The sequence below is a fragment of the Paenibacillus macerans genome, from assembly GCF_900454495.1.
Classification (GTDB): domain Bacteria; phylum Bacillota; class Bacilli; order Paenibacillales; family Paenibacillaceae; genus Fontibacillus; species Fontibacillus macerans.
On record NZ_UGSI01000001.1, the window covers coordinates 5011201 to 5030176 of the forward strand.

Genomic DNA, 18976 nt, shown 5'->3' on the forward strand with positions numbered 1-18976 from the left:
CGGATGGCCCTAGAACCTGGCCTCACTCTACTTCAAAGCTTGAATCGCGGCAATCGCCTGCACCAGCTCGAAGTTGCCGGTATACAGCGCTTTGCCGACGATCGCGCCGCCTACGCCCTCGTTCGCATGTGCGGCCAGACGGAGCAAATCGTCCTGCACCGTAACGCCGCCGGAGGCGATCACCGTTTTGCCGGAGGCCTTGGCGAGCGATAAAATCGCTTCGACGTTGGGCCCCTGCATCATCCCGTCGCGGGAAATATCGGTAAAAATAAACGTCTCCGCCCCTTTGCCCGCCAGTTCCTTCGCCAGCGCTTCGGCCTGAACCTCCGACGTTTCCAGCCAGCCGCGCGTCGCCACGAACCCGTTTCGAGCGTCGATGCCGATCGCCGCTTTGTCCCCGTAGGTGCCCAGCACCGCCTCCGTAAAGGCCCGGTCCTCGATCGCCGCCGTGCCGAGAATGACCCGGCTGACGCCCAGCGCCAGCAGCCGCTTCACGTCCTCTAGCGTGCGCAGCCCGCCGCCTACCTGCACGGGTACCTGCACGCTGCGGGCGATCTCGCCGATCAATTCGTCATTGACGGGATGACCGGCCTTGGCCCCGTCCAAATCGACCACATGGATAAACGCGCCGCCCTGGGCTTCCCAGGATTTGGCCACCTCCACCGGATTGGCGTTATACACAGTTTCCCGGTCGTAATCGCCCTGCACAAGACGGACGCACTGGCCGCCCCGGATATCGATCGCCGGATATATTGTAAATGATGACATCGGATTCTGCTCCTCCCGCCGCAAATAAATTTCCTTGAAAAATAAAGGTAATTTATGGCGCTATATTGGCACTTTTCCGAGACTGGCCCGAAATAGCGGACATTTTTGTCGTTATTTTCTCAAACGGGAGCGATTGGGGGGCCTTTGGGAGCGCTCTGGTGAAAATAAGACCATTTTTTACCGCTATTTACGGCCAGGCCGGAAATCGAGTCCATATAAGGCCAAAAATTACCGCTAATGAGCCAGCAGTGATCCACTAGCGCTGCATTAACTCTTACAGAAGGACAACTTGTTGCCCTGATACGTACTTTCCGGATTTCGCCAAAGCTCAGGTTTTCGAGCCGATACTATCGACTATCACCCACGCCCGCCGGAAATAACGGTTGTAGCAGGTTGTAGCAGGCGCTATTTTACGAAAAAAGACCTTTTCCAAACTCTAACGGTTGCGAGCGCTGTTATTTCCCTTAATCTAGTGAAAATGACCGGGTTTCAGCGAAATAAGCGCCATGGCAACCGTTACAATTTGAAATCAACGTTTTGGGCACAAATAGCGGTTGTGGCAACCGTTAGAATCATCTTCTGCAACGCTACTGCCACCGAGCAGGCTTGCCCGGACCGGGTTTGCCAGCCTCACCACGGCCTACCGCCTCAGGCTGCACGCTCCCCGCCCACTACCGCCGTGCGGCCGCCGGCTCTCCGCTCCCGACGCCCGCCGAGCTCACCGCCCGCCCGGCCCGGGTCCGCCAGCCTCACCACGGCCTACCGCCTCAGGCTGCACGCTCCCCGCCCACTACCGCCGTGCGGCCGCCGGCTCACCTCTCCCAGACGCCTGCCGAGCTCACCGCCCGCCCGGCCCGTCTCCGCCAGCCTCACCACGGCCTACCGCCGCAAGCTGCCCGCCCCGCTGCCGGCACGGCGCTCCACGAGCGCCAGAAAGTTCCGCAGCAGCGCCATCCCAAGCTGGCCGCTTTTCTCGGGATGGAACTGCATCCCGTACACGTTGCCGCGGCCGACGATCGCCGTGACCGGGTGGCCGTAGTCCGTGACGGCCAGCAGGTCCTCCCGCCGCTCGGGCAGCACATGGTAGGAGTGCACGAAGTACACGTGCCCTTCCTCCAGCCCGGCGAGCAGCGGGTTTTCCGGCTGTAAGAATTCCAGCCGGTTCCAGCCCATGTGCGGCACCTTCAACCCCGCGCCGCCCGCAAAGCGCACCGCCCTGCCCGGCAGCAAGCCCAGGCCCTCGTTCCGTCCATGCTCCTCGCTCTCGTCGAAGAGCAGCTGCATCCCGAGGCAGATGCCGAGCAGCGGTTTGCCGCTCGCAGCAGCCTGCCGTACCACCGCGTCCAGGCCCGACGCGCGCAGATGCTCCATCGCGTCGCCGAAAGCGCCGACGCCCGGCAGCAGCACGCCGTCCGCTGCCAAAACTCGCGCCTCGTCGCCCGTGACGATCCCCTCGTAGCCGAGGCGCTCCACCGCTTTGCCCACGCTGTGCAGGTTGCCCATGCCGTAATCGACGATTGCGATCCGCATCGCTACAGCACTCCCTTCGTCGACGGCACGCCGCTGACGCGCGGATCGATGGCCGTAGCCTCGTCAAGTGCCCGCCCGAGCGCCTTAAACACCGCTTCGATCATATGATGCGTATTTTGCCCATAGTGGACAATCACGTGCAGCGTAATCCGCGCTTCCAGCGCCAGCTTCCACAGAAACTCGTGAACAAGCTGCACCTCAAAGCTGCCGACCCGGTCCGACGGATACTCCGCCCGGTACTCAAAATGCGGACGGTTGCTGACATCGATCACGACCTGGGCAAGCGCTTCGTCCATCGGAATAAAAACGCTGGCATAGCGTTTGATTCCTTTTTTGTCGCCCAGCGCTTCCCGGATCACCTGTCCCAAGCAAATGCCGATATCCTCGACCGTGTGATGGTCGTCGATTTCAATGTCGCCGTTAGCCCGTACCGACAGATCGAATTGGCCATGCTTCGTGAACAAATCCAGCATATGGTTCAGAAACGCCACATCCGTCTCCAAACGGGTCTGGCCGCTGCCGTCCAGGGCAAATTCCAACTGAATGTCCGTTTCATTCGTTTTCCGGCTCACGCCGGATTTCCGTACCGTTCCTGCCTCATTGTTTGCCGCCATCTTGGTTTCCCGCCTTTCCTTCCTTATTCAGCCGGATTTCAATCGCCCGGGCGTGGCCCTCCAGCCCTTCCCGGCGCGCCAGCTCCATAATCGTCGCCCCGTTCCAAAGGAGCGCTTCTTTGCTGTAATAAATCAAACTCGATTTCTTAATAAAATCGTCCACATCGACCGGCGAGGAGAACCTTGCCGTCCCGTTCGTCGGAATGATATGGTTCGGACCGGCGTAATAATCACCGACCGGCTCCGAGCTGTACGGACCGAGAAAAATCGCCCCGGCGTTTTCGATCAAACCGAGGTAATTCATCGGATTCTCCACGATCAGCTCAAAATGCTCCGGCGCCAGCCGGTTGATCGCACGAATGCCATCTTCGATCGAATCGACGAGGATGATCGCCCCATACCGTTCAACCGCTGCACTGGCGATCTCCCGCCGCGGCAATTCCGCCAGTTGCCGCTGAATCTCCGCTAGGCACGCCTGCGCAAACGCCTCCGACGGCGTCACCAGGATCGCCGACGCCATTTCATCGTGTTCGGCCTGGGACAACAGATCCGCCGCCACATAGGCGGGATCGGCGCTGTCGTCGGCCAGCACGGCGATTTCGCTCGGGCCGGCGATGCTGTCGATATCGACGGCCCCGTACACTTCGCGTTTGGCCAGCGCGACGTAGATGTTGCCCGGCCCGCAGATTTTATCGACGGGCGCGATCGTGTCCGTGCCGTAAGCGAGCGCGGCGATCGCTTGCGCCCCCCCGGCCCGGTAAATTTCGTGCACGCCGGCCTCGGCGGCGGCGACGAGGATGTACGGGTCGATGCCCGCTTTGCCGCCCGTCGCCGGTGGCGTCACCATCACGATCTCCGGCACGCCGGCCACCTGCGCCGGGATGACGTTCATCAGCACGGAGGAAGGATACGCAGCTTTCCCGCCGGGAACGTACACGCCGACCCGCTTCAAGGGCCGGATAATCTGGCCCAGCAAGCTTCCGTCGGGCTGCAGGTCCATCCACGAATTGCGCTTCTGCCTGACGTGAAAACGGCGGATGTTGTCCGCCGCCGCCGCGATTGCCTGAACGAACGACGGTTCCACGGCGTCGTACGCCGCCTTCAGCTCCTCCTGGGTCACCCTCAGCGAAGCGGCCTCAAGCTTCATACCGTCGAACTTTTCCGTATACGCCAGCAAAGCCGCGTCGCCCTGCTCTTTGACCGCTTTGACGATCGCGCGCACCGCTTCGTTTTGCTCCGGCGATCCGTATTCGACCTCCCGCCGCAAATCAAACTCCTGCGCCGACACTATTTTCATTCGCCATTCCCCCCGCCTCGTTCATCCTTCTATAATATTGGCCCTTCTTGACTAATTCCCGTTCCCTTCTTTAGCTCAACTTAGATTGGTCTTGATATCTTTCGAGCCTGCGCTGCTTACGCCTTTACCTGATCCCGTACGATCACTTGGGCCAGCGCGTCGCACACCGCCTGAATTTCCGCGTTTTTCATCCGGTAGCTTACCCGGTTGGCGATCAGGCGGCTGGTGATGTCAAAGATCCGTTCAAGCTCGACCAGCCCGTTTTCCTTTAACGTTTGCCCCGTTTCCACCATATCGACGATGCGGTCGGCGAGGCCGATCAGCGGCGCCAGCTCGATCGAGCCGTTCAGTTTAATAACCTCCACCTGCTGTCCCTGCTCCCGGAAAAACTGCGACGCCACGTTCGGATACTTCGTCGCCACTCTTTGCTGAATGCCGGGCTTCCAGTCGGGCAGCGCGATCACCGACATCCGGCAGCGGGCGATCCCGAGGTCAAGCAGTTCGTACACATCCCGGTTCTCCTCCATCAGCACGTCTTTGCCGACGATGCCGATATCGGCCACCCCGTACTCCACATATGTCGGAACGTCCACCGGCTTCGCCAAAATAAATTCCATGCCGATCTCCGGCAGCGGAATGACCAGCTTGCGGGTCTCGTCGACGTCGTGCGGGATATCGATCCCCGCTTCGCGGAACAGGGCCGCCGCTTTTTTATAAATGCGCCCTTTGGGCATCGCTACTTTAATAATTTGTCCCAAGCCCGTAGCCCTCCTTTCGTACCCTTGCTTGCAAAGTAAAGTCCGGTCAAAAGCTCGTGATCGTGAGGATTTCGCCGTACAACGGTCCAAGCGGCCCCGTACGGGCGCCCCCCGGCAGCAGCTCATTCACGGCGCCCGCATGCCGCATCAGCACGCTTCGCCCCTCCCGGCGCAGCCGCTCCGCTTCGGCAAAAGCCCGCTTCCGGTTCGGTGCATCGTATTGCAGCAAGATCGGCAGCTCCCGCTCGGCCGAAATCCCGTCGACGCCGTCCAAAATCCGGTTCGTTTTCAGCGAGAAGCCCGTCGCCGGAGCCGGCCGCCCGAATTGCTGCAGCAAATTGTCGTACCGCCCGCCGCTGCATACCGGAAAGCCGAGCTCGGCGGCATATCCTTCAAACGTCATGCCCGTATAATACGAAAAATCCCCGATCATCGTCAGATCGATCATCACATGCTCGGCCACACCGAAATCCTCCAACGCGTCCCAAACCCGGCTAAGATGCTCTACCGCCGCTTTGGCGGTCGGATTTTCGCTCAGCTCCAGCGCCTGGCGGCAAATCTCCTTGCCTCCGCGCAGCCGTAAAATCCCTTCCAGTTCATCGCGCTGCCGCTCCTCCAAAGCAAGCCCGGCGAGCGTTTCACGGTAGCCGACGAAATCGCGGTGCAGCAGCCCGTCTTTGAGCACATCGCGGATGTCTTCGCGCCCGGGCATGGCCTCTTCCAGCAGCCCGTTCAGAAACCCGACATGCCCTAATGCGATTTTGAACGATTTGACCCCGGCCGCCTGCAAGGAGGCCACCGCCAGCGCGACCACCTCCGCGTCCGCATCGGGCGAGTCATCGCCGACAAGTTCCACGCCGGTTTGGTAAAACTCAGCTTCCTTCCCCGCCTCCTCTTCGATCGCCCGAAATACGTTCGCATGATAAGACAATCTTAAAGGCAGCGGCTCTTCTTTGAGCAGCGAAGCGACGACCCGAGCGATCGGGGCGGTCATATCCGAACGGAGGACCATCGTCGTCCCCCGGTTGTTCAACAGTTTAAACAGCTTCTGATCCGATGTTGAACTGGCTACGCCCACCGTATCGTAATATTCCATCGTCGGCGTCATGATTTGCCGGTATCCCCAGCCCTCCATGCAATCGAGGATGCGCCGCTCGATCGCCCTCAGCTTATCCACGGCGAAAGGCAGATAATCCCGGACGCCCGCCGGTTTTTCAAATCCTTTTGGTTTAGACAAAACCTTCACCTCACCCGCTCATTGGTTGCTTTATTTACTTTAATATATTAAAGTGCTACCATACTACCAAATTAAAGGATATGGCCTATCTTATCATATTTATTTTGAAACCGTCAATGCGCCGAAACGCGGTACAAGCCAATATGCCCCTCTTTTTATTATTCCCCGAACCCGAACAAAAAGAAAAGCCCGGCCGTCCCGGGCCGGGTCTTTGAAACGTATTACAAATTCGCGTTAACCGACGGAGTTTGACCGCCGTCAGGCTGTTTCGGCAGTTTCTTTTTGCGAAGGGAAGCCGGGACGTTCCCCAGGAACAGCCAGGCAAAAGGCAACCTGCGAAAACAAAATTGCACGAACACCCAGGAGATAAACAACGCGCACAACGACCCGCCGATGATGTACGGCAAGTAGAGCGGAGAATCTCCGGGCAGATTTTTATTCGTGCGGAATACCCGGTATACGAGCAAAACCGCTGGATGGAACAAATAGATGGCAAATGACAGTTCGCCCAACCGGGTCAGAGCTTTTTTCCAAAATGCCGAACCCCTACGGTGAATGAAAAAGGCCGCCCTCAGCAGCACCATTGCCGAGAACATGGCCTGCACGTTCCAGGCCAGTTCGAACCAAAATGTGTTGGGCCTGCTTAGTCCTAGACGGTAGGTATGCCATAGCTGAATATGGGTAAAAGCGACCGCTAACCAACCGATCCACATTGCGGCCGTCAATATCCGCTGTTTTGGGGACATGTCGCGCCAGTCGGTCTGCAGCCAACCCTTGATTCGGTCGAAGCAGATGGCGACCGCGGCTCCCATAAAGTAGTACGCCATATAAGTCGGGGCGTAACTTCCCTTATTCGGCAAATGAAGATGGTATTTGTTCAAGAACACGAAAGCCCACTGAATGGCCAGTCCCGCCGGCAAAATCAACGCGATCAGCACTTTGCTGTTGCGGAACGATTTAAACAGCCAAAGCAAAAGCGGGAACAGAATATAAAACTGAATGCTGATAAATACGAAATATAAATGGGTGTAAGACGTGCCCGTTAACAGTCCCTTGACCAGTTTTTGCAATTCATACATTTTGGAGTTGGCGATTAAATCATGACGTTGGATCGCTACCACCAGAAAGTAACAACAAGAAACCAAAATGTACGGCAGAATAATATTAAGCAGCCGTTTCTTGTAAAACCCGCCGACAAGCTCTTTATTGATTGGCCGGTCATAGTAATTATAGAAGAGGACGAAACTGCTCAAAAATATGAAAGTAGGAGTGCCAAACTTAAAAAAGATGTTCATCCAACTATAAAAATAATAAATCGGTGAGGTCAGCGCTTGCTCCGCAGCCGCAAATGAAGAAGAATGCACCTGGATGACTGCAAAAATGGCAATTGCGCGAAATATGTCGAGCTGCGGCAATCGCTCCTTGACCACTTTGTTCACTAGATCAACTCCTAATCGTTATGTAAAAATTACGTTTACCCATGAAATTAGACGCTCGTTTCCATGAAAAGGTTACATGCACCGCCTTATTAACTATACTCGCATCTCCTTTTGTTTTCAAAACCTCTTTTCAAATTGTCAAACTATTTCCTTCACTTCAATTTTTAAATAAAACCGTTTATATCCTTGCGGCGTCTTTATATAGAGCGTTGAATTCCCCGGCCGGGATTGCTTCGGCGCTCCACGAACTATGCTAAGAAAGGGAAGGAGCCCGGTTGTGGAAGAGAGAGGGGGTTATAAGGTTACCGTGGACGGGGTATTGGCGGACAACCAGACCATGATCGTATTCTATACGTTGGAAAATTTATCAGGTTCAGGCGAGTCCAAAGATTCAGCATTTATGCGCCAGCAAATATGCAAGCTCAGCCATCGTATTTGACAGTCTATATTACGAGGATTGGAACGAAGTCACCCTGCAAGTTGATGGCTGGGGGACAAGCGATTATCAGCCCAAGGAGTTCAAACTTAAATTAAAATAACCAACAGTGCCGCCCTTTAACGGGGCCGTCGTTGTAACGGTTGCCAGCGACGTTATTTCGATAAAATGTAAGGGGAACCAAATTTAACGGTTGCTATAGAGCTTATTTTGCCTTATTTCTATGAATCCGGGCCTTTTTCACCCCAATAAGCGCACCTGCAACCGTTAGAAATTGAATTCCCGTCTTTTCAGCCAAATAAGCGTGATTACAACCATTAGCGAAAGGCTGGAGAACCGGGATGCAGAGGCCATATTTCATGGTTGAGCCAAAATAACAGCCGAAAAAGCCGCCTAGGCAGATGGTTATCTGACCTTGAGGCGGCCTTTTTCGATCATGGATTTCCTTGAGCATTACTTACCCTCAGGGTCCGCTCCCTCCGGGCTTTTCCGCTCGAGCACCCGCAGCGGGTTGCCGCCGACAAAAGCGCCCGCGGGCACATCCTTATGTACAACCGACCCGGCGGCGACCACCGCGCCGTCTCCGATCGTTACGCCAGGCAAAATCGTGCAATTGGCCCCGATCATTACCTCGTTGCCAATTTGCACTTCGCCCAGCCGATACTCTTTAATCAAATACTCGTGCGCCAGAATGGTCGTATTATAGCCGATAACCGAATTCCGGCCAATCGTGATCAATTCCGGAAAAAACACGTCCACCATCACCATCAGGCCAAAAGCGGTGTGCTCTCCGACCTTCATGCCGAGAACGCGGCGGTAAATCGCGTTTTTTAAGGACAATACCGGACAATAACGCGAAAGTTGGATAAAAATAAAATTCCGTACGCCCTTCCACGGGCTCACCGTCCGGTAAAGCTGCCACAATGCGTTTGGTCCTTCGACCGGATAACGCTTCACCTTTCTCACGGATTCACGGGCTCCCAGCCTAACACGCCGTACAAATCGGTCATGTCTTTCAGGATAAAATCAGGCTCGTATTTTTGCAGCTCCTCCACGCCTTTGAGCGACCAGGCCACGCCTGCCGAAAGAACTCCGGCGGCATGCGCGCACTGCAGATCGGCTGCGCTGTCGCCGACCATTAATGTCCGGTCCGGACTGGCCTTGAGCTGCTCCAGCGCCGTCAAAATCGGTTCGGGATGAGGCTTCGGATGCTCGACATCCTCCACCGTCACAATCGCTTGCATATACTCCAGCAGCCCGAACCGTTCCAAGGCGAGCATGGCCGTTTCCCTGATCTTCGTCGTCACCACGCCAAGCGTAATCCCCCGGTCATGGAGTTTGCCGAGCACTTCCTTGACATAAGGAAACTCCCCGACCAGTTCGTCGTGACGCTCCCGGTTGTATTTCCGGTAATCGGCGACCAGGTCCGCAACCTCTTCCCGGCCCGAGAAGACTTGCAGCTGGTGCTCAAGCGTCATCCCCATGTACGGGATGATTTCCTCCCGCGTGTGAGGACGCAATTGATTTTTCTGAATGACATGCAAAAAAGTCGTAATGATCAATTCATTTGTATCGATAATCGTTCCATCGAGATCAAATAACACCGTGTCAATCATGCAGCAGCTACTCCTTCTTCTCTTCTGGGCTGTCCGGCAGTTCCTCCGTTTTATCGGAAATAGACTCGGCTTGCTCCGGTTCGGCCGACTCCATCGCCGACAATTTTTCCGCTGCAGCCGCTTTGGTCGAAACGATCGGATCGCTGTAATGCGGCAAAGCACGTACGGTTCGGCGGCGAATAATCATAAATGCCACGGCGGCCACCACAATAAACAGAGCAAGCAGCTGCGAAATTCTCACATTGCCGTAAGAAGGGGCAAGATACCCCTGTTCAAAGCCGAGCCAAGTCATCGGCGTCCACAATCCGTTTACGAACGCCGCCAGCCAGGCCGCACCCTGAAACGCCAAGCTGTCCGTACGCAATGCTTCGATGAAGAAGCGGCCGATGGAATACCAGATAAAATAGGAGGCAAACAGCTCCCCGGCCCGCAAAAATTTCTGTCTGCGCAAAATCAGCAGCAAAATGAGGCCCGCCAAGTTCCACAAAGATTCATACAAAAACGTGGGATGATGATAGGTCCCGGCCACGTTCATCTGATTGACGATAAAGGACGGGAGATGCAAATGGTCCCGCAAAAAGCTTTCCGTCGTCGGTCCGCCATAGGCTTCCTGGTTGACGAAGTTGCCCCAGCGTCCGATCATTTGCCCCACGATCAGGGAAGGCGCGCAAATGTCGGCGATCCGCCAAAAGTTGTACCCGCGCCGCCGTACAAAGATGACCGCGCAGATGATGGCGCCGATCAGGGCGCCGTAGATCGCGATGCCGCCGTTCCAGATTTTAAAAATATCCCACAGGTTGTCCTTATAGTCTTCCCACATAAACGCGACAAAATAAATTCTCGCGCCGATAATGGCCGACGGTACGCCGAGGAGCAGCAAGTCCATAAAAAACTCCTGGGAAATGCCAAAGCGCTTCCCTTCGCGGATCGCCAGCAGAAGTCCGACCAAAGCGGCGCTTCCCAGAATCAGGCCATACCAATGCACTTTCAAAGCACCGATAGAAAAAGCTATCGGGTCCAATAACAAGGTACCCATCGTTCACGCTCCTAATCCAAATCGTCGATATCTTCCGCAATCGTCTCCGTGAGCTTCGTCGTAAATTGCAGCGCCGCGTTATACCCCATCCGTTTGAGACGGAAGTTCATCGCGGCCACCTCAAGGATCACGGCGAGGTTCCGCCCGGGACGCACCGGAATCGTTGCCAGCGGCACGTCGGTGTCGATGATGCGCGTCGTTTCCTCATCAAGCCCCAGCCGGTCATACTGCTTCTCCTGCTGCCAAGCCTCCAGCTTAACGACCAGCTGTATCCGTTTGTTGTTGCGGATCGCCCCGGCGCCAAACAACGTCATGACGTTGATGATGCCGACGCCGCGGATTTCCAGCAGATGCCGGATCAGCTCAGGCGCCGAACCGTGCAGCTGGTTGTCGGACGTTTGGCGGATTTCCACGGCATCGTCGGCAATCAAGCGGTGGCCGCGCTTTACGAGCTCCAGCGCCGTTTCGCTTTTCCCGATGCCGCTGCTGCCGGTGATAAGCATGCCCACCCCGTACACATCGACAAGCACCCCGTGAATCGTTGCCGTGGGGGCCAATTTCCGCTCCAGGAAGCTGGTGATCCGGCTTGACAGGATCGTTGTCGCCATGCTGCTTCGCAGTACGGGGATTTGCTTAATCGAGCTGATTTGGATAAGCTCCTCCGGTACTTCCCAGGAGCGGGTGACAATAATGCAGGGCGTCTCATCGCTGCTGCACAATCGTTCCATCCGTTCCTTCCGTTCGTTTACCGGAAGCATTTCGTAGAAGGCTAATTCCGTCTTCCCCAAAATCTGCACCCGCTCCGGCGGATGGTATTCAAAATAGCCGGCCATTTCCAAGCCCGGGCGGTACAGATCATCTACCGTAATCGCCCGTTTTAATCCCTGCTCTCCGGAAACGACCTCGAGCCCGAATTGGTTGACCAATTCCGACACTTTTACTTTTTTAGCCATGTTGTTCTTCCTTTCCCCTACAAGCGATCCAGACTAAACAGTCTGTCCTAGTCTCCAGCACCATTATCCGGTGTAAAAGAACACAAATTCACCATACGCTTAGATCTTCCAATGTATTCATCGTAATGGAAATTGCAACGTAAATCAATCTTCGGAGCAATATACCATTTTCAGATTATTCTCTTTCATCCGATGCCCGCTATTTTTGCCCCGATTTCGCAAACGGGTTTCTCACATCACAGCAAAAAACCGCCCTTCGGGGCGGTTTCTTCATTGCTAACGAATTAGTTGAAAAATACGTTGCGTTCCGTTTCTTTGTCAAAGATATGGATTTTGTTCATATCGATGGCCAGCTTCACGTTATCGCCTTCACGCGTATTGGAGCGGCCGTCTACGCGGGCGATCAAAGTGTCGCTGCCTGCGCCGTTCAGGTACAACTGCATTTCGTGGCCCAGGTTTTCCGTCAGGTACACGTTGGCTGTGAACGCCGTTTGCGGAGAAGCTTCCAGGAATACCGGCTCTTCATGGATATCTTCCGGACGGATCCCCATGATCACGTCTTTGCCGATATAACCTTTATCTTTAAGAATGGTAGCTTTGCCTTGAGGCACAACAACATCCAAATTAGTTGATCTGAATCGAACGGCACCGGCTTCTTCCACCAAATTACCGTTTACAAAGTTCATCGTAGGCGAACCGATAAATCCGGCTACGAAAATGTTGCCCGGCTGGTTGTAAAGTTCTTCCGGAGAAGCGGCTTGTTGGATGATGCCGTCATGCATAACAACGATCCGGTCGCCCATCGTCATAGCTTCGATCTGGTCGTGTGTTACGTAGATGCAAGTCGTTTCCAGACGTTTAACCAGCTTCGTGATTTCGGCGCGCATTTGACCGCGCAATTTAGCGTCCAAGTTGGAAAGCGGTTCGTCCATCAGGAACACTTGAGGATCGCGGACGATAGCGCGGCCCAAGGCAACCCGTTGACGTTGACCGCCGGACAGAGCCTTCGGCTTGCGGTCGAGCAAATGCTCGATATCGAGGATTTTTGCCGCTTCGCGAACACGGCGGTCGATTTCGTCTTTCTTCACTTTACGCAATTTCAAACCAAACGCCATGTTTTGATAAACGTTCATGTGCGGATACAAAGCGTAAGATTGGAATACCATCGCGATGTCGCGGTCTTTCGGAGCTACGTCGTTGACGACGCGGTCGCCGATGTACAGTTTGCCGTCGGTAATTTCTTCAAGCCCGGCGATCATACGAAGGGTCGTGGATTTACCGCAACCGGACGGTCCAACCAGCACGAGGAATTCTTTATCTTTAATGTCGAGGTTGATGTCTGCCACTGTTGCCTTCTCGGCACCCGGATATTTCTTGAAAATGTGTTCTAAGCGTACGCCTGCCATGGATTTTTGCCTCCCGTTAAATGAATTGGTATGATGCTTATCGACTTCATGTAATCGGATACATTTTATATTTATATCTTAATCGATAGGGGGCAACCCATCCATCCACAAACTGCACAAAAAAACTACCGGGTTTTCGTCACTTTATACAATAAGAGCTCCAATTTCACCAAAACGGCGTCGCGAAACGTCCTGACGTCCAATCCCGTTTCCTGCTTGAACTTATCGATCCGGTACAGCAGCGTATTCCGGTGAATATATAGACGCTTTGCGGTTTCGCTGACGTTGCAGTCCAGCTCAAAAAAAGTTTCCAGCGTGGTCAGCGTCTCCTCATCTTCGAATACTTTGGCGTGATCCCCGGTCTCTTTGATGAAATGCAGCCTCTCTTCTTCCGGAATGCTGTACACCAGCTGCTCCAGCTTTAGCTCCCACGGCAGGTGAATTTTTTTCGTAATATTAAAAATACGTCCCAGGGTCATGGTCTGGTGCAACGCCAATGCGGCCGACGTCAGCCCGTTTTCCTCAACCAGCGCGTTGCCTACGGCGATATGAATGCCGCCGACCCATTCATTCGTAATAAGTTCGTACAATCCCTGGCATAACGCTCCGAGCATATCCTTTTCCGTCTCGGCCCCCTCTTCGCTTTCCTCGCGCAGGTTCGTCAAAAGCTCCTCCCCGAGCAGGATCAGCCATTCCTCTTTTAGCGGAACTAACACGACATCCCCGCCAAAATAACTGCGCAGCAGTTTATGGAGCTTTGCAAAAGAAACCGTCTGTCCCTGACCTATGTGATCCCAACTTAACAGAAAGGGGAGCATCTGTCCTTTTAACCGGGACTTAATCGGAAATTCATTCGGAACAGAAAAATTGATTTCATGGCGGCCCATACGCTCAAGCAACCATTCTCCAAGCTGGATACTCCGGGATTCGTCGTCCTGTTTTAAAGGGGCGCCTTTAGACCGCTGATCACGCGCCACAGATAACAACAACTGAATCAGCATCGCTTCCGCTTCCGTCACTTGTCCCGCGTCCGCCAGCATCACCTGAACGGCGTCCGCCTTCATGTTCCAAAGCCAAACAATCCGTCCATCCTTGCGTAAAGGCCCGTTTTCCCCTGCGTTACTCGCCTGCACGGTCTCGCGCCAGACTTGAACATCCCAAGTCGACTCCGTAATTGGAGCGCCGATGATACTCTCCACCTGCTGCTTCAGCTTTTTAATCTCCATATTGCGCCTTTCCCATCTATCCATATTTAACGTTCGTTCATTTTATTTTATCACAACCGGGCTTTTAACTATAAATTTGACGATGTTTAGGTGAATGGTTCTCGCGACGGGCGCAACGCACTGGTTGGAAATATCCAATAGAATAGAAATCCAGTGCGTACCTGCTTCCTGCTCCTGCTTTCTTGAGGTCTGCGGTCGAGTGGAATAGTTGCAAAATATACGGTTACTATTCGGAAATGATGCCGTAGTGCTTGTTTAAGTGTAAAACCTGCAATAATTCCGCCATTTCTCGAAGAAGAAGCTAAAAAAAGAGGAATTACTTGCATGAAATGCAAGTAAACGAATGATGGGGCAAATGGCTATAAGGTTAGTTGTATGATTTGCAATTAATGCTCAGAATGGGGCCCATTAAACCCCAATAATATAAAAAAGCCGCCAACCCAAAGGTCAACGACTTTTGATGAGCCATGAAGGACTCGAACCTTCGACACCCTGATTAAAAGTCAGGTGCTCTACCAACTGAGCTAATGGCTCATAAAAACTGGTGGAGGCTGATGGATTCGAACCACCGAACTCGTAAGAGAACAGATTTACAGTCTGCTGCGTTTGGCCACTTCGCTAAGCCTCCATACTGTAGTATATGCTGCCCTTTTTGCCCGAATACGATCCAAAGAGGGGGCATAAAGTGGCTCGGGACGGAATCGAACCGCCGACACGAGGATTTTCAGTCCTCTGCTCTACCGACTGAGCTACCGAGCCTTACGTAATTAGCCAAAAAAATAAAGCGGTTAAGTTGATAACTTTCCCACTTTATTGTGGAAATATTCAAGAATATAATGGCGGAGCCGACGGGATTCGAACCCGCGATCTCCTGCGTGACAGGCAGGCATGTTAGGCCTCTACACCACGGCTCCGCAGTAAAAAGGAATCACATGGTGCCGGCGAGAGGACTTGAACCCCCAACCTACTGATTACAAGTCAGTTGCTCTACCAATTGAGCTACACCGGCACGGTCTAAAATAACGATTAAATAGTTCATGGTGGAGGCTGAGGGGATCGAACCCCCGACCCTCTGCTTGTAAGGCAGATGCTCTCCCAGCTGAGCTAAGCCTCCAAATCAAATTATTGGTAGCGGCGGAGGGGATCGAACCCCCGACCTCACGGGTATGAACCGTACGCTCTAGCCAGCTGAGCTACGCCGCCATATGATAAGCTTGTACAAATGGCGGAGAGAGAGGGATTCGAACCCTCGCACCGCTTACGCAGTCTAACCCCTTAGCAGAGGGTCCCCTTATAGCCACTTGGGTATCTCTCCAAGCCATAAATTCAAGGTTAATCCTTGAAAACTGGATACGAAACTTGATTTGCGTGTTAGCCCTATTCAGTTCCCGGGGTCCCCGAAAAGTAATCGGAATTACCTTCGAAGCCTCGCGTCACTTTTTGGGGTATATTTTTGGGCCCCGCCAAAGTACTCGGACTCAGCTTCGAAGCTTCACGTCACTTTGGTGGGTAGAGTTTTGGATAAGCCCTCGACCGATTAGTACCTGTCAGCTCCATGCATTGCTGCACTTCCACCTCAGGCCTATCAACCTCGTCGTCTTCAAGGGGTCTTACTAATTGGGAAATCTCATCTTGAGGGGGGCTTCACGCTTAGATGCTTTCAGCGCTTATCCCGTCCGCACTTAGCTACCCAGCTGTGCTCCTGGCGGAACAACTGGTACACCAGCGGTGCGTCCATCCCGGTCCTCTCGTACTAAGGACAGCTCCTCTCAAATTTCCTGCGCCCACGACAGATAGGGACCGAACTGTCTCACGACGTTCTGAACCCAGCTCGCGTACCGCTTTAATGGGCGAACAGCCCAACCCTTGGGACCTACTTCAGCCCCAGGATGCGATGAGCCGACATCGAGGTGCCAAACCTCCCCGTCGATGTGGACTCTTGGGGGAGATAAGCCTGTTATCCCCAGGGTAGCTTTTATCCGTTGAGCGATGGCCCTTCCATGCGGTACCACCGGATCACTAAGCCCGACTTTCGTCCCTGCTCGACTTGTCAGTCTCGCAGTCAAGCTCCCTTTTGCCTTTGCACTCTGCGAATGATTTCCAACCATTCTGAGGGAACCTTGGGGCGCCTCCGTTACTCTTTAGGAGGCGACCGCCCCAGTCAAACTGCCCGCCTGACACGGTCCCCGTACCGGATCACGGTACCGGGTTAGAACTCCGATACGATCAGGGTGGTATCCCAACGGCGCCTCCATGGAAGCTTGCGCTCCCACTTCCTAGGCTCCCACCTATCCTGTACAAATCGTATCAAAGTCCAATATCAAGCTGCAGTAAAGCTCCATGGGGTCTTTCCGTCTTGTCGCGGGTAACCTGCATCTTCACAGGTATTAAAATTTCACCGGATCTCTCGTTGAGACAGCGCCCAAGTCGTTACGCCATTCGTGCGGGTCAGAATTTACCTGACAAGGAATTTCGCTACCTTAGGACCGTTATAGTTACGGCCGCCGTTTACTGGGGCTTCGGTTCACAGCTTCGGATTACTCCTAACCGCTCCCCTTAACCTTCCAGCACCGGGCAGGCGTCAGCCCGTATACTTCGCCTTGCGGCTTCGCACAGACCTGTGTTTTTGCTAAACAGTCGCTTGGGCCTTTTCACTGCGGCCCCCTCGGGCTATAAACCCTACCGGGGCACCCCTTCTCCCGAAGTTACGGGGTCATTTTGCCGAGTTCCTTAACGAGAGTTCTTCCGCGCGCCTTAGAATTCTCTTCTCGCCTACCTGTGTCGGTTTGCGGTACGGGCACCTTCTCCTGGCTAGAGGCTTTTCTCGGCAGTGTGAGATCATGACCTTCGGTACTGTAAATTTTCCCTCCCCATCACAGCCCAGCCTTACGGTGTGCGGATTTGCCTACACACCAGCCTCACTGCTTGGACGGGGCATTCCATCGCCCCGCGTCACTACCCTCCTGCGTCACCCCATCGCTCATAGCGGATTACGGTGGTACAGGAATTTCAACCTGTTGTCCTTCGACTACGCCTTTCGGCCTCGCCTTAGGTCCCGACTTACCCTGAGCGGACGAACCTTCCTCAGGAACCCTTAGGCTTTCGGCGGATCAGATTCTCACTGATCTTTTCGTTACTCATACCGGCATTCTCACTTGTATGAAGTCCAGCGCTCCTTCCGGTACACCTTCAACCCTCATACAACGCTCCCCTACCCCTGAATCGACTTCACTCCTGCTTCGAAGTCCTGTGTTTAACCCCGAGGTGCATTTGGCCGAAACCTTTGAACAATATTCATCGGTTGCTTTCGGCAAAAATGTACCTGGTTATCACCGCCTCAAAGAAGCAGTGAAGTCGATTCAAGCCATAGCTTCGGTGGTGTGTTTAGCCCCGTTACATTTTCGGCGCAGAGTCACTCGACCAGTGAGCTATTACGCACTCTTTAAATGGTGGCTGCTTCTAAGCCAACATCCTGGTTGTCTGTGCAACTCCACATCCTTTCCCACTTAACACACACTTGGGGACCTTAGCTGATGGTCTGGGCTGTTTCCCTTTTGACAATGGATCTTAGCACTCACTGTCTGACTCCCGGTGAATCAGTCTATGGCATTCGGAGTTTGACTGAGCTTGGTAACCCTTGCGGGCCCCGCACCCAATCAGTGCTCTACCTCCACGACTGTCACACCGAGGCTAGCCCTAAAGCTATTTCGGGGAGAACCAGCTATCTCCGAGTTCGATTGGAATTTCTCCGCTACCCCCACCTCATCCCCGCACTTTTCAACGTACGTGGGTTCGGGCCTCCAGTGCGTGTTACCGCACCTTCACCCTGGACAGGGGTAGATCACACGGTTTCGGGTCTACGCCTGCAAACTAAATTCGCCCTATTCAGACTCGCTTTCGCTGCGGCTCCGCTTTCTCAGCTTAACCTTGCTTGCAAACGTAACTCGCCGGTTCATTCTACAAAAGGCACGCCATCACCCCTAAAATGGGCTCTGACTTCTTGTAAGCACACGGTTTCAGGTTCTCTTTCACTCCCCTTCCGGGGTGCTTTTCACCTTTCCCTCACGGTACTGCTTCACTATCGGTCGCTAGGGAGTATTTAGCCTTACCAGATGGTCCTGGCGGATTCATACGGGGTTTCACGTGCCCCGCACTACTCGGGATCCGTCTCGGAGGGCGGAGACTTTCGATTACAGGGCTTTTACCTTCTCTGGCCGGCCTTTCCAGACCTGTTCGTCTAACCTCCGCCTTTGTAACTCCATGTGAGACGTCCCACAACCCCGAAGAGCAAGCTCTTCGGTTTAGGCTAATCCGCGTTCGCTCGCCGCTACTGACGGAATCACTATTGTTTTCTCTTCCTCAGGGTACTTAGATGTTTCAGTTCCCCTGGTATGCCTCTTCACCACCTATGGATTCAGTGATGAGTGACTAGGTATTACCCTAGCCGGGTTTCCCCATTCGGACATCCCCGGATCGATGCTTGCTTACAGCTCCCCGAGGCAGTTTCGTTGTTCGCCACGTCCTTCTTCGGCTCCTAGCGCCTAGGCATCCTCCGTGTGCTCTTAGTAGCTTAACCATGATTTTTCCCGAAGGAAAATATCAAACCACTAATATCTTCACTTGTGTTGACACAAGTTCAGCTAAAAGGATTGTTCTAAAA

15 protein-coding genes, 8 tRNA genes and 1 rRNA gene are annotated in these 18976 nt (G+C 54.0%); 1 reads left to right on the forward strand and 23 read right to left on the reverse strand.

Annotated features, from left to right (window positions below; all coding sequences use genetic code 11):
• Window positions 1-27: 27 nt before the first annotated feature.
• From hisA to DYE26_RS22300, 7 genes are all read right to left on the reverse strand, one after another.
• Window positions 28-768, reverse strand: coding sequence for a 1-(5-phosphoribosyl)-5-[(5-phosphoribosylamino)methylideneamino]imidazole-4-carboxamide isomerase (gene hisA / locus DYE26_RS22270; protein ID WP_036627165.1), 741 nt, complete (start codon window positions 766-768; stop codon window positions 28-30).
• Between the two features lie 879 nt (window positions 769-1647).
• The gene (hisH, locus tag DYE26_RS22275; protein WP_036627167.1) at window positions 1648-2298 is read right to left on the reverse strand and encodes an imidazole glycerol phosphate synthase subunit HisH; all 651 of its coding nucleotides are present in this window, start codon (window positions 2296-2298) and stop codon (window positions 1648-1650) included.
• A 2-nt stretch (window positions 2299-2300) separates the two neighbouring features.
• Window positions 2301-2912: an imidazoleglycerol-phosphate dehydratase HisB gene (hisB, locus tag DYE26_RS22280; protein WP_036627170.1), complete on the reverse strand. Its 612-nt coding sequence runs from the start codon at window positions 2910-2912 to the stop codon at window positions 2301-2303.
• Complete coding sequence (gene hisD / locus DYE26_RS22285; protein WP_036627173.1) at window positions 2896-4209, reverse strand: histidinol dehydrogenase; 1314 nt, start codon at window positions 4207-4209, stop codon at window positions 2896-2898. The genes hisB and hisD overlap by 17 nt, the downstream gene beginning before the upstream one ends.
• Before the next feature lie 116 nt (window positions 4210-4325).
• The gene (gene hisG, locus DYE26_RS22290) at window positions 4326-4943 is read right to left on the reverse strand and encodes an ATP phosphoribosyltransferase (RefSeq protein WP_371861014.1); all 618 of its coding nucleotides are present in this window, start codon (window positions 4941-4943) and stop codon (window positions 4326-4328) included.
• 70 nt (window positions 4944-5013) lie between these two features.
• The gene (locus tag DYE26_RS22295; protein WP_036627176.1) at window positions 5014-6204 is read right to left on the reverse strand and encodes an ATP phosphoribosyltransferase regulatory subunit; all 1191 of its coding nucleotides are present in this window, start codon (window positions 6202-6204) and stop codon (window positions 5014-5016) included.
• 221 nt (window positions 6205-6425) lie between these two features.
• Window positions 6426-7643: an acyltransferase gene (locus DYE26_RS22300; protein WP_036627177.1), complete on the reverse strand. Its 1218-nt coding sequence runs from the start codon at window positions 7641-7643 to the stop codon at window positions 6426-6428.
• Window positions 7644-7920: 277 nt separating this feature from the next.
• Between DYE26_RS22300 and DYE26_RS22305 the strand changes: the two genes are divergently transcribed.
• Window positions 7921-8082, forward strand: coding sequence for a DUF4179 domain-containing protein (locus DYE26_RS22305; RefSeq protein WP_115311267.1), 162 nt, complete (start codon window positions 7921-7923; stop codon window positions 8080-8082).
• A 202-nt stretch (window positions 8083-8284) separates the two neighbouring features.
• On the opposite strand, the gene DYE26_RS22310 is transcribed toward DYE26_RS22305, so the two are convergent.
• The 16 genes from DYE26_RS22310 to DYE26_RS22385 all read right to left on the reverse strand — a co-directional run bounded on the left by DYE26_RS22310 (window position 8285) and on the right by DYE26_RS22385 (window position 18892).
• Complete coding sequence (locus DYE26_RS22310; RefSeq protein ID WP_036627178.1) at window positions 8285-8533, reverse strand: hypothetical protein; 249 nt, start codon at window positions 8531-8533, stop codon at window positions 8285-8287.
• Entirely contained in the window at window positions 8533-9045 is a 513-nt protein-coding gene (locus DYE26_RS22315; protein ID WP_036627179.1) for an acyltransferase, read from the reverse strand. Before DYE26_RS22315 ends, DYE26_RS22310 begins: the two co-directional genes overlap by 1 nt.
• Window positions 9042-9695 carry a pyrophosphatase PpaX gene (gene ppaX / locus DYE26_RS22320; protein ID WP_036627180.1) on the reverse strand — a complete coding sequence of 218 codons (654 nt, stop codon included), beginning with the start codon at window positions 9693-9695 and terminating at the stop codon, window positions 9042-9044. Before ppaX ends, DYE26_RS22315 begins: the two co-directional genes overlap by 4 nt.
• 7 nt (window positions 9696-9702) lie before the next feature.
• Window positions 9703-10731 carry a prolipoprotein diacylglyceryl transferase gene (gene lgt, locus DYE26_RS22325; RefSeq protein WP_036627181.1) on the reverse strand — a complete coding sequence of 343 codons (1029 nt, stop codon included), beginning with the start codon at window positions 10729-10731 and terminating at the stop codon, window positions 9703-9705.
• Window positions 10732-10742: 11 nt separating this feature from the next.
• Window positions 10743-11684 carry an HPr(Ser) kinase/phosphatase gene (hprK, locus tag DYE26_RS22330; protein ID WP_036627183.1) on the reverse strand — a complete coding sequence of 314 codons (942 nt, stop codon included), beginning with the start codon at window positions 11682-11684 and terminating at the stop codon, window positions 10743-10745.
• A 284-nt stretch (window positions 11685-11968) separates the two neighbouring features.
• Window positions 11969-13090 carry an ABC transporter ATP-binding protein gene (locus tag DYE26_RS22335; RefSeq protein ID WP_036627185.1) on the reverse strand — a complete coding sequence of 374 codons (1122 nt, stop codon included), beginning with the start codon at window positions 13088-13090 and terminating at the stop codon, window positions 11969-11971.
• A 125-nt stretch (window positions 13091-13215) separates the two neighbouring features.
• Window positions 13216-14316: a PucR family transcriptional regulator gene (locus DYE26_RS22340; RefSeq protein WP_036627186.1), complete on the reverse strand. Its 1101-nt coding sequence runs from the start codon at window positions 14314-14316 to the stop codon at window positions 13216-13218.
• Window positions 14317-14777: 461 nt separating this feature from the next.
• Window positions 14778-14850: transfer RNA gene (locus DYE26_RS22345), tRNA-Lys, on the reverse strand.
• Window positions 14851-14858: 8 nt separating this feature from the next.
• A tRNA-Tyr gene (locus tag DYE26_RS22350) sits at window positions 14859-14944 on the reverse strand.
• 58 nt (window positions 14945-15002) lie between these two features.
• A tRNA-Phe gene (locus tag DYE26_RS22355) sits at window positions 15003-15075 on the reverse strand.
• Between the two features lie 78 nt (window positions 15076-15153).
• Window positions 15154-15230, reverse strand: a tRNA-Asp gene (locus DYE26_RS22360).
• Between the two features lie 19 nt (window positions 15231-15249).
• A tRNA-Thr gene (locus DYE26_RS22365) sits at window positions 15250-15325 on the reverse strand.
• Between the two features lie 29 nt (window positions 15326-15354).
• Window positions 15355-15430, reverse strand: a tRNA-Val gene (locus tag DYE26_RS22370).
• Between the two features lie 12 nt (window positions 15431-15442).
• A tRNA-Met gene (locus tag DYE26_RS22375) sits at window positions 15443-15519 on the reverse strand.
• Window positions 15520-15539: 20 nt separating this feature from the next.
• A tRNA-Ser gene (locus DYE26_RS22380) sits at window positions 15540-15631 on the reverse strand.
• A gap of 202 nt (window positions 15632-15833) precedes the next feature.
• A 23S ribosomal RNA gene (locus DYE26_RS22385) occupies window positions 15834-18892 on the reverse strand.
• Window positions 18893-18976 lie beyond the last annotated feature (84 nt).

Bases quoted from the DNA above. Each gene is read 5' to 3' on its own strand.
- hisA (WP_036627165.1), bottom strand. From the start codon at position 768: ATGTCATCATTTACAATATATCCGGCGATCGATATCCGGGGCGGCCAG.
- hisH (WP_036627167.1), bottom strand. From the start codon at position 2,298: ATGCGGATCGCAATCGTCGATTACGGCATGGGCAACCTGCACAGCGTG.
- hisB (WP_036627170.1), bottom strand. From the start codon at position 2,912: ATGGCGGCAAACAATGAGGCAGGAACGGTACGGAAATCCGGCGTGAGC.
- hisD (WP_036627173.1), bottom strand. From the start codon at position 4,209: ATGAAAATAGTGTCGGCGCAGGAGTTTGATTTGCGGCGGGAGGTCGAA.
- hisG (WP_371861014.1), bottom strand. From the start codon at position 4,943: ATGCCCAAAGGGCGCATTTATAAAAAAGCGGCGGCCCTGTTCCGCGAA.
- DYE26_RS22310 (WP_036627178.1), bottom strand. From the start codon at position 8,533: ATGCTCAAGGAAATCCATGATCGAAAAAGGCCGCCTCAAGGTCAGATA.
- ppaX (WP_036627180.1), bottom strand. From the start codon at position 9,695: ATGATTGACACGGTGTTATTTGATCTCGATGGAACGATTATCGATACA.
- lgt (WP_036627181.1), bottom strand. From the start codon at position 10,731: ATGGGTACCTTGTTATTGGACCCGATAGCTTTTTCTATCGGTGCTTTG.
- hprK (WP_036627183.1), bottom strand. From the start codon at position 11,684: ATGGCTAAAAAAGTAAAAGTGTCGGAATTGGTCAACCAATTCGGGCTC.
- DYE26_RS22335 (WP_036627185.1), bottom strand. From the start codon at position 13,090: ATGGCAGGCGTACGCTTAGAACACATTTTCAAGAAATATCCGGGTGCC.
- DYE26_RS22340 (WP_036627186.1), bottom strand. From the start codon at position 14,316: ATGGAGATTAAAAAGCTGAAGCAGCAGGTGGAGAGTATCATCGGCGCT.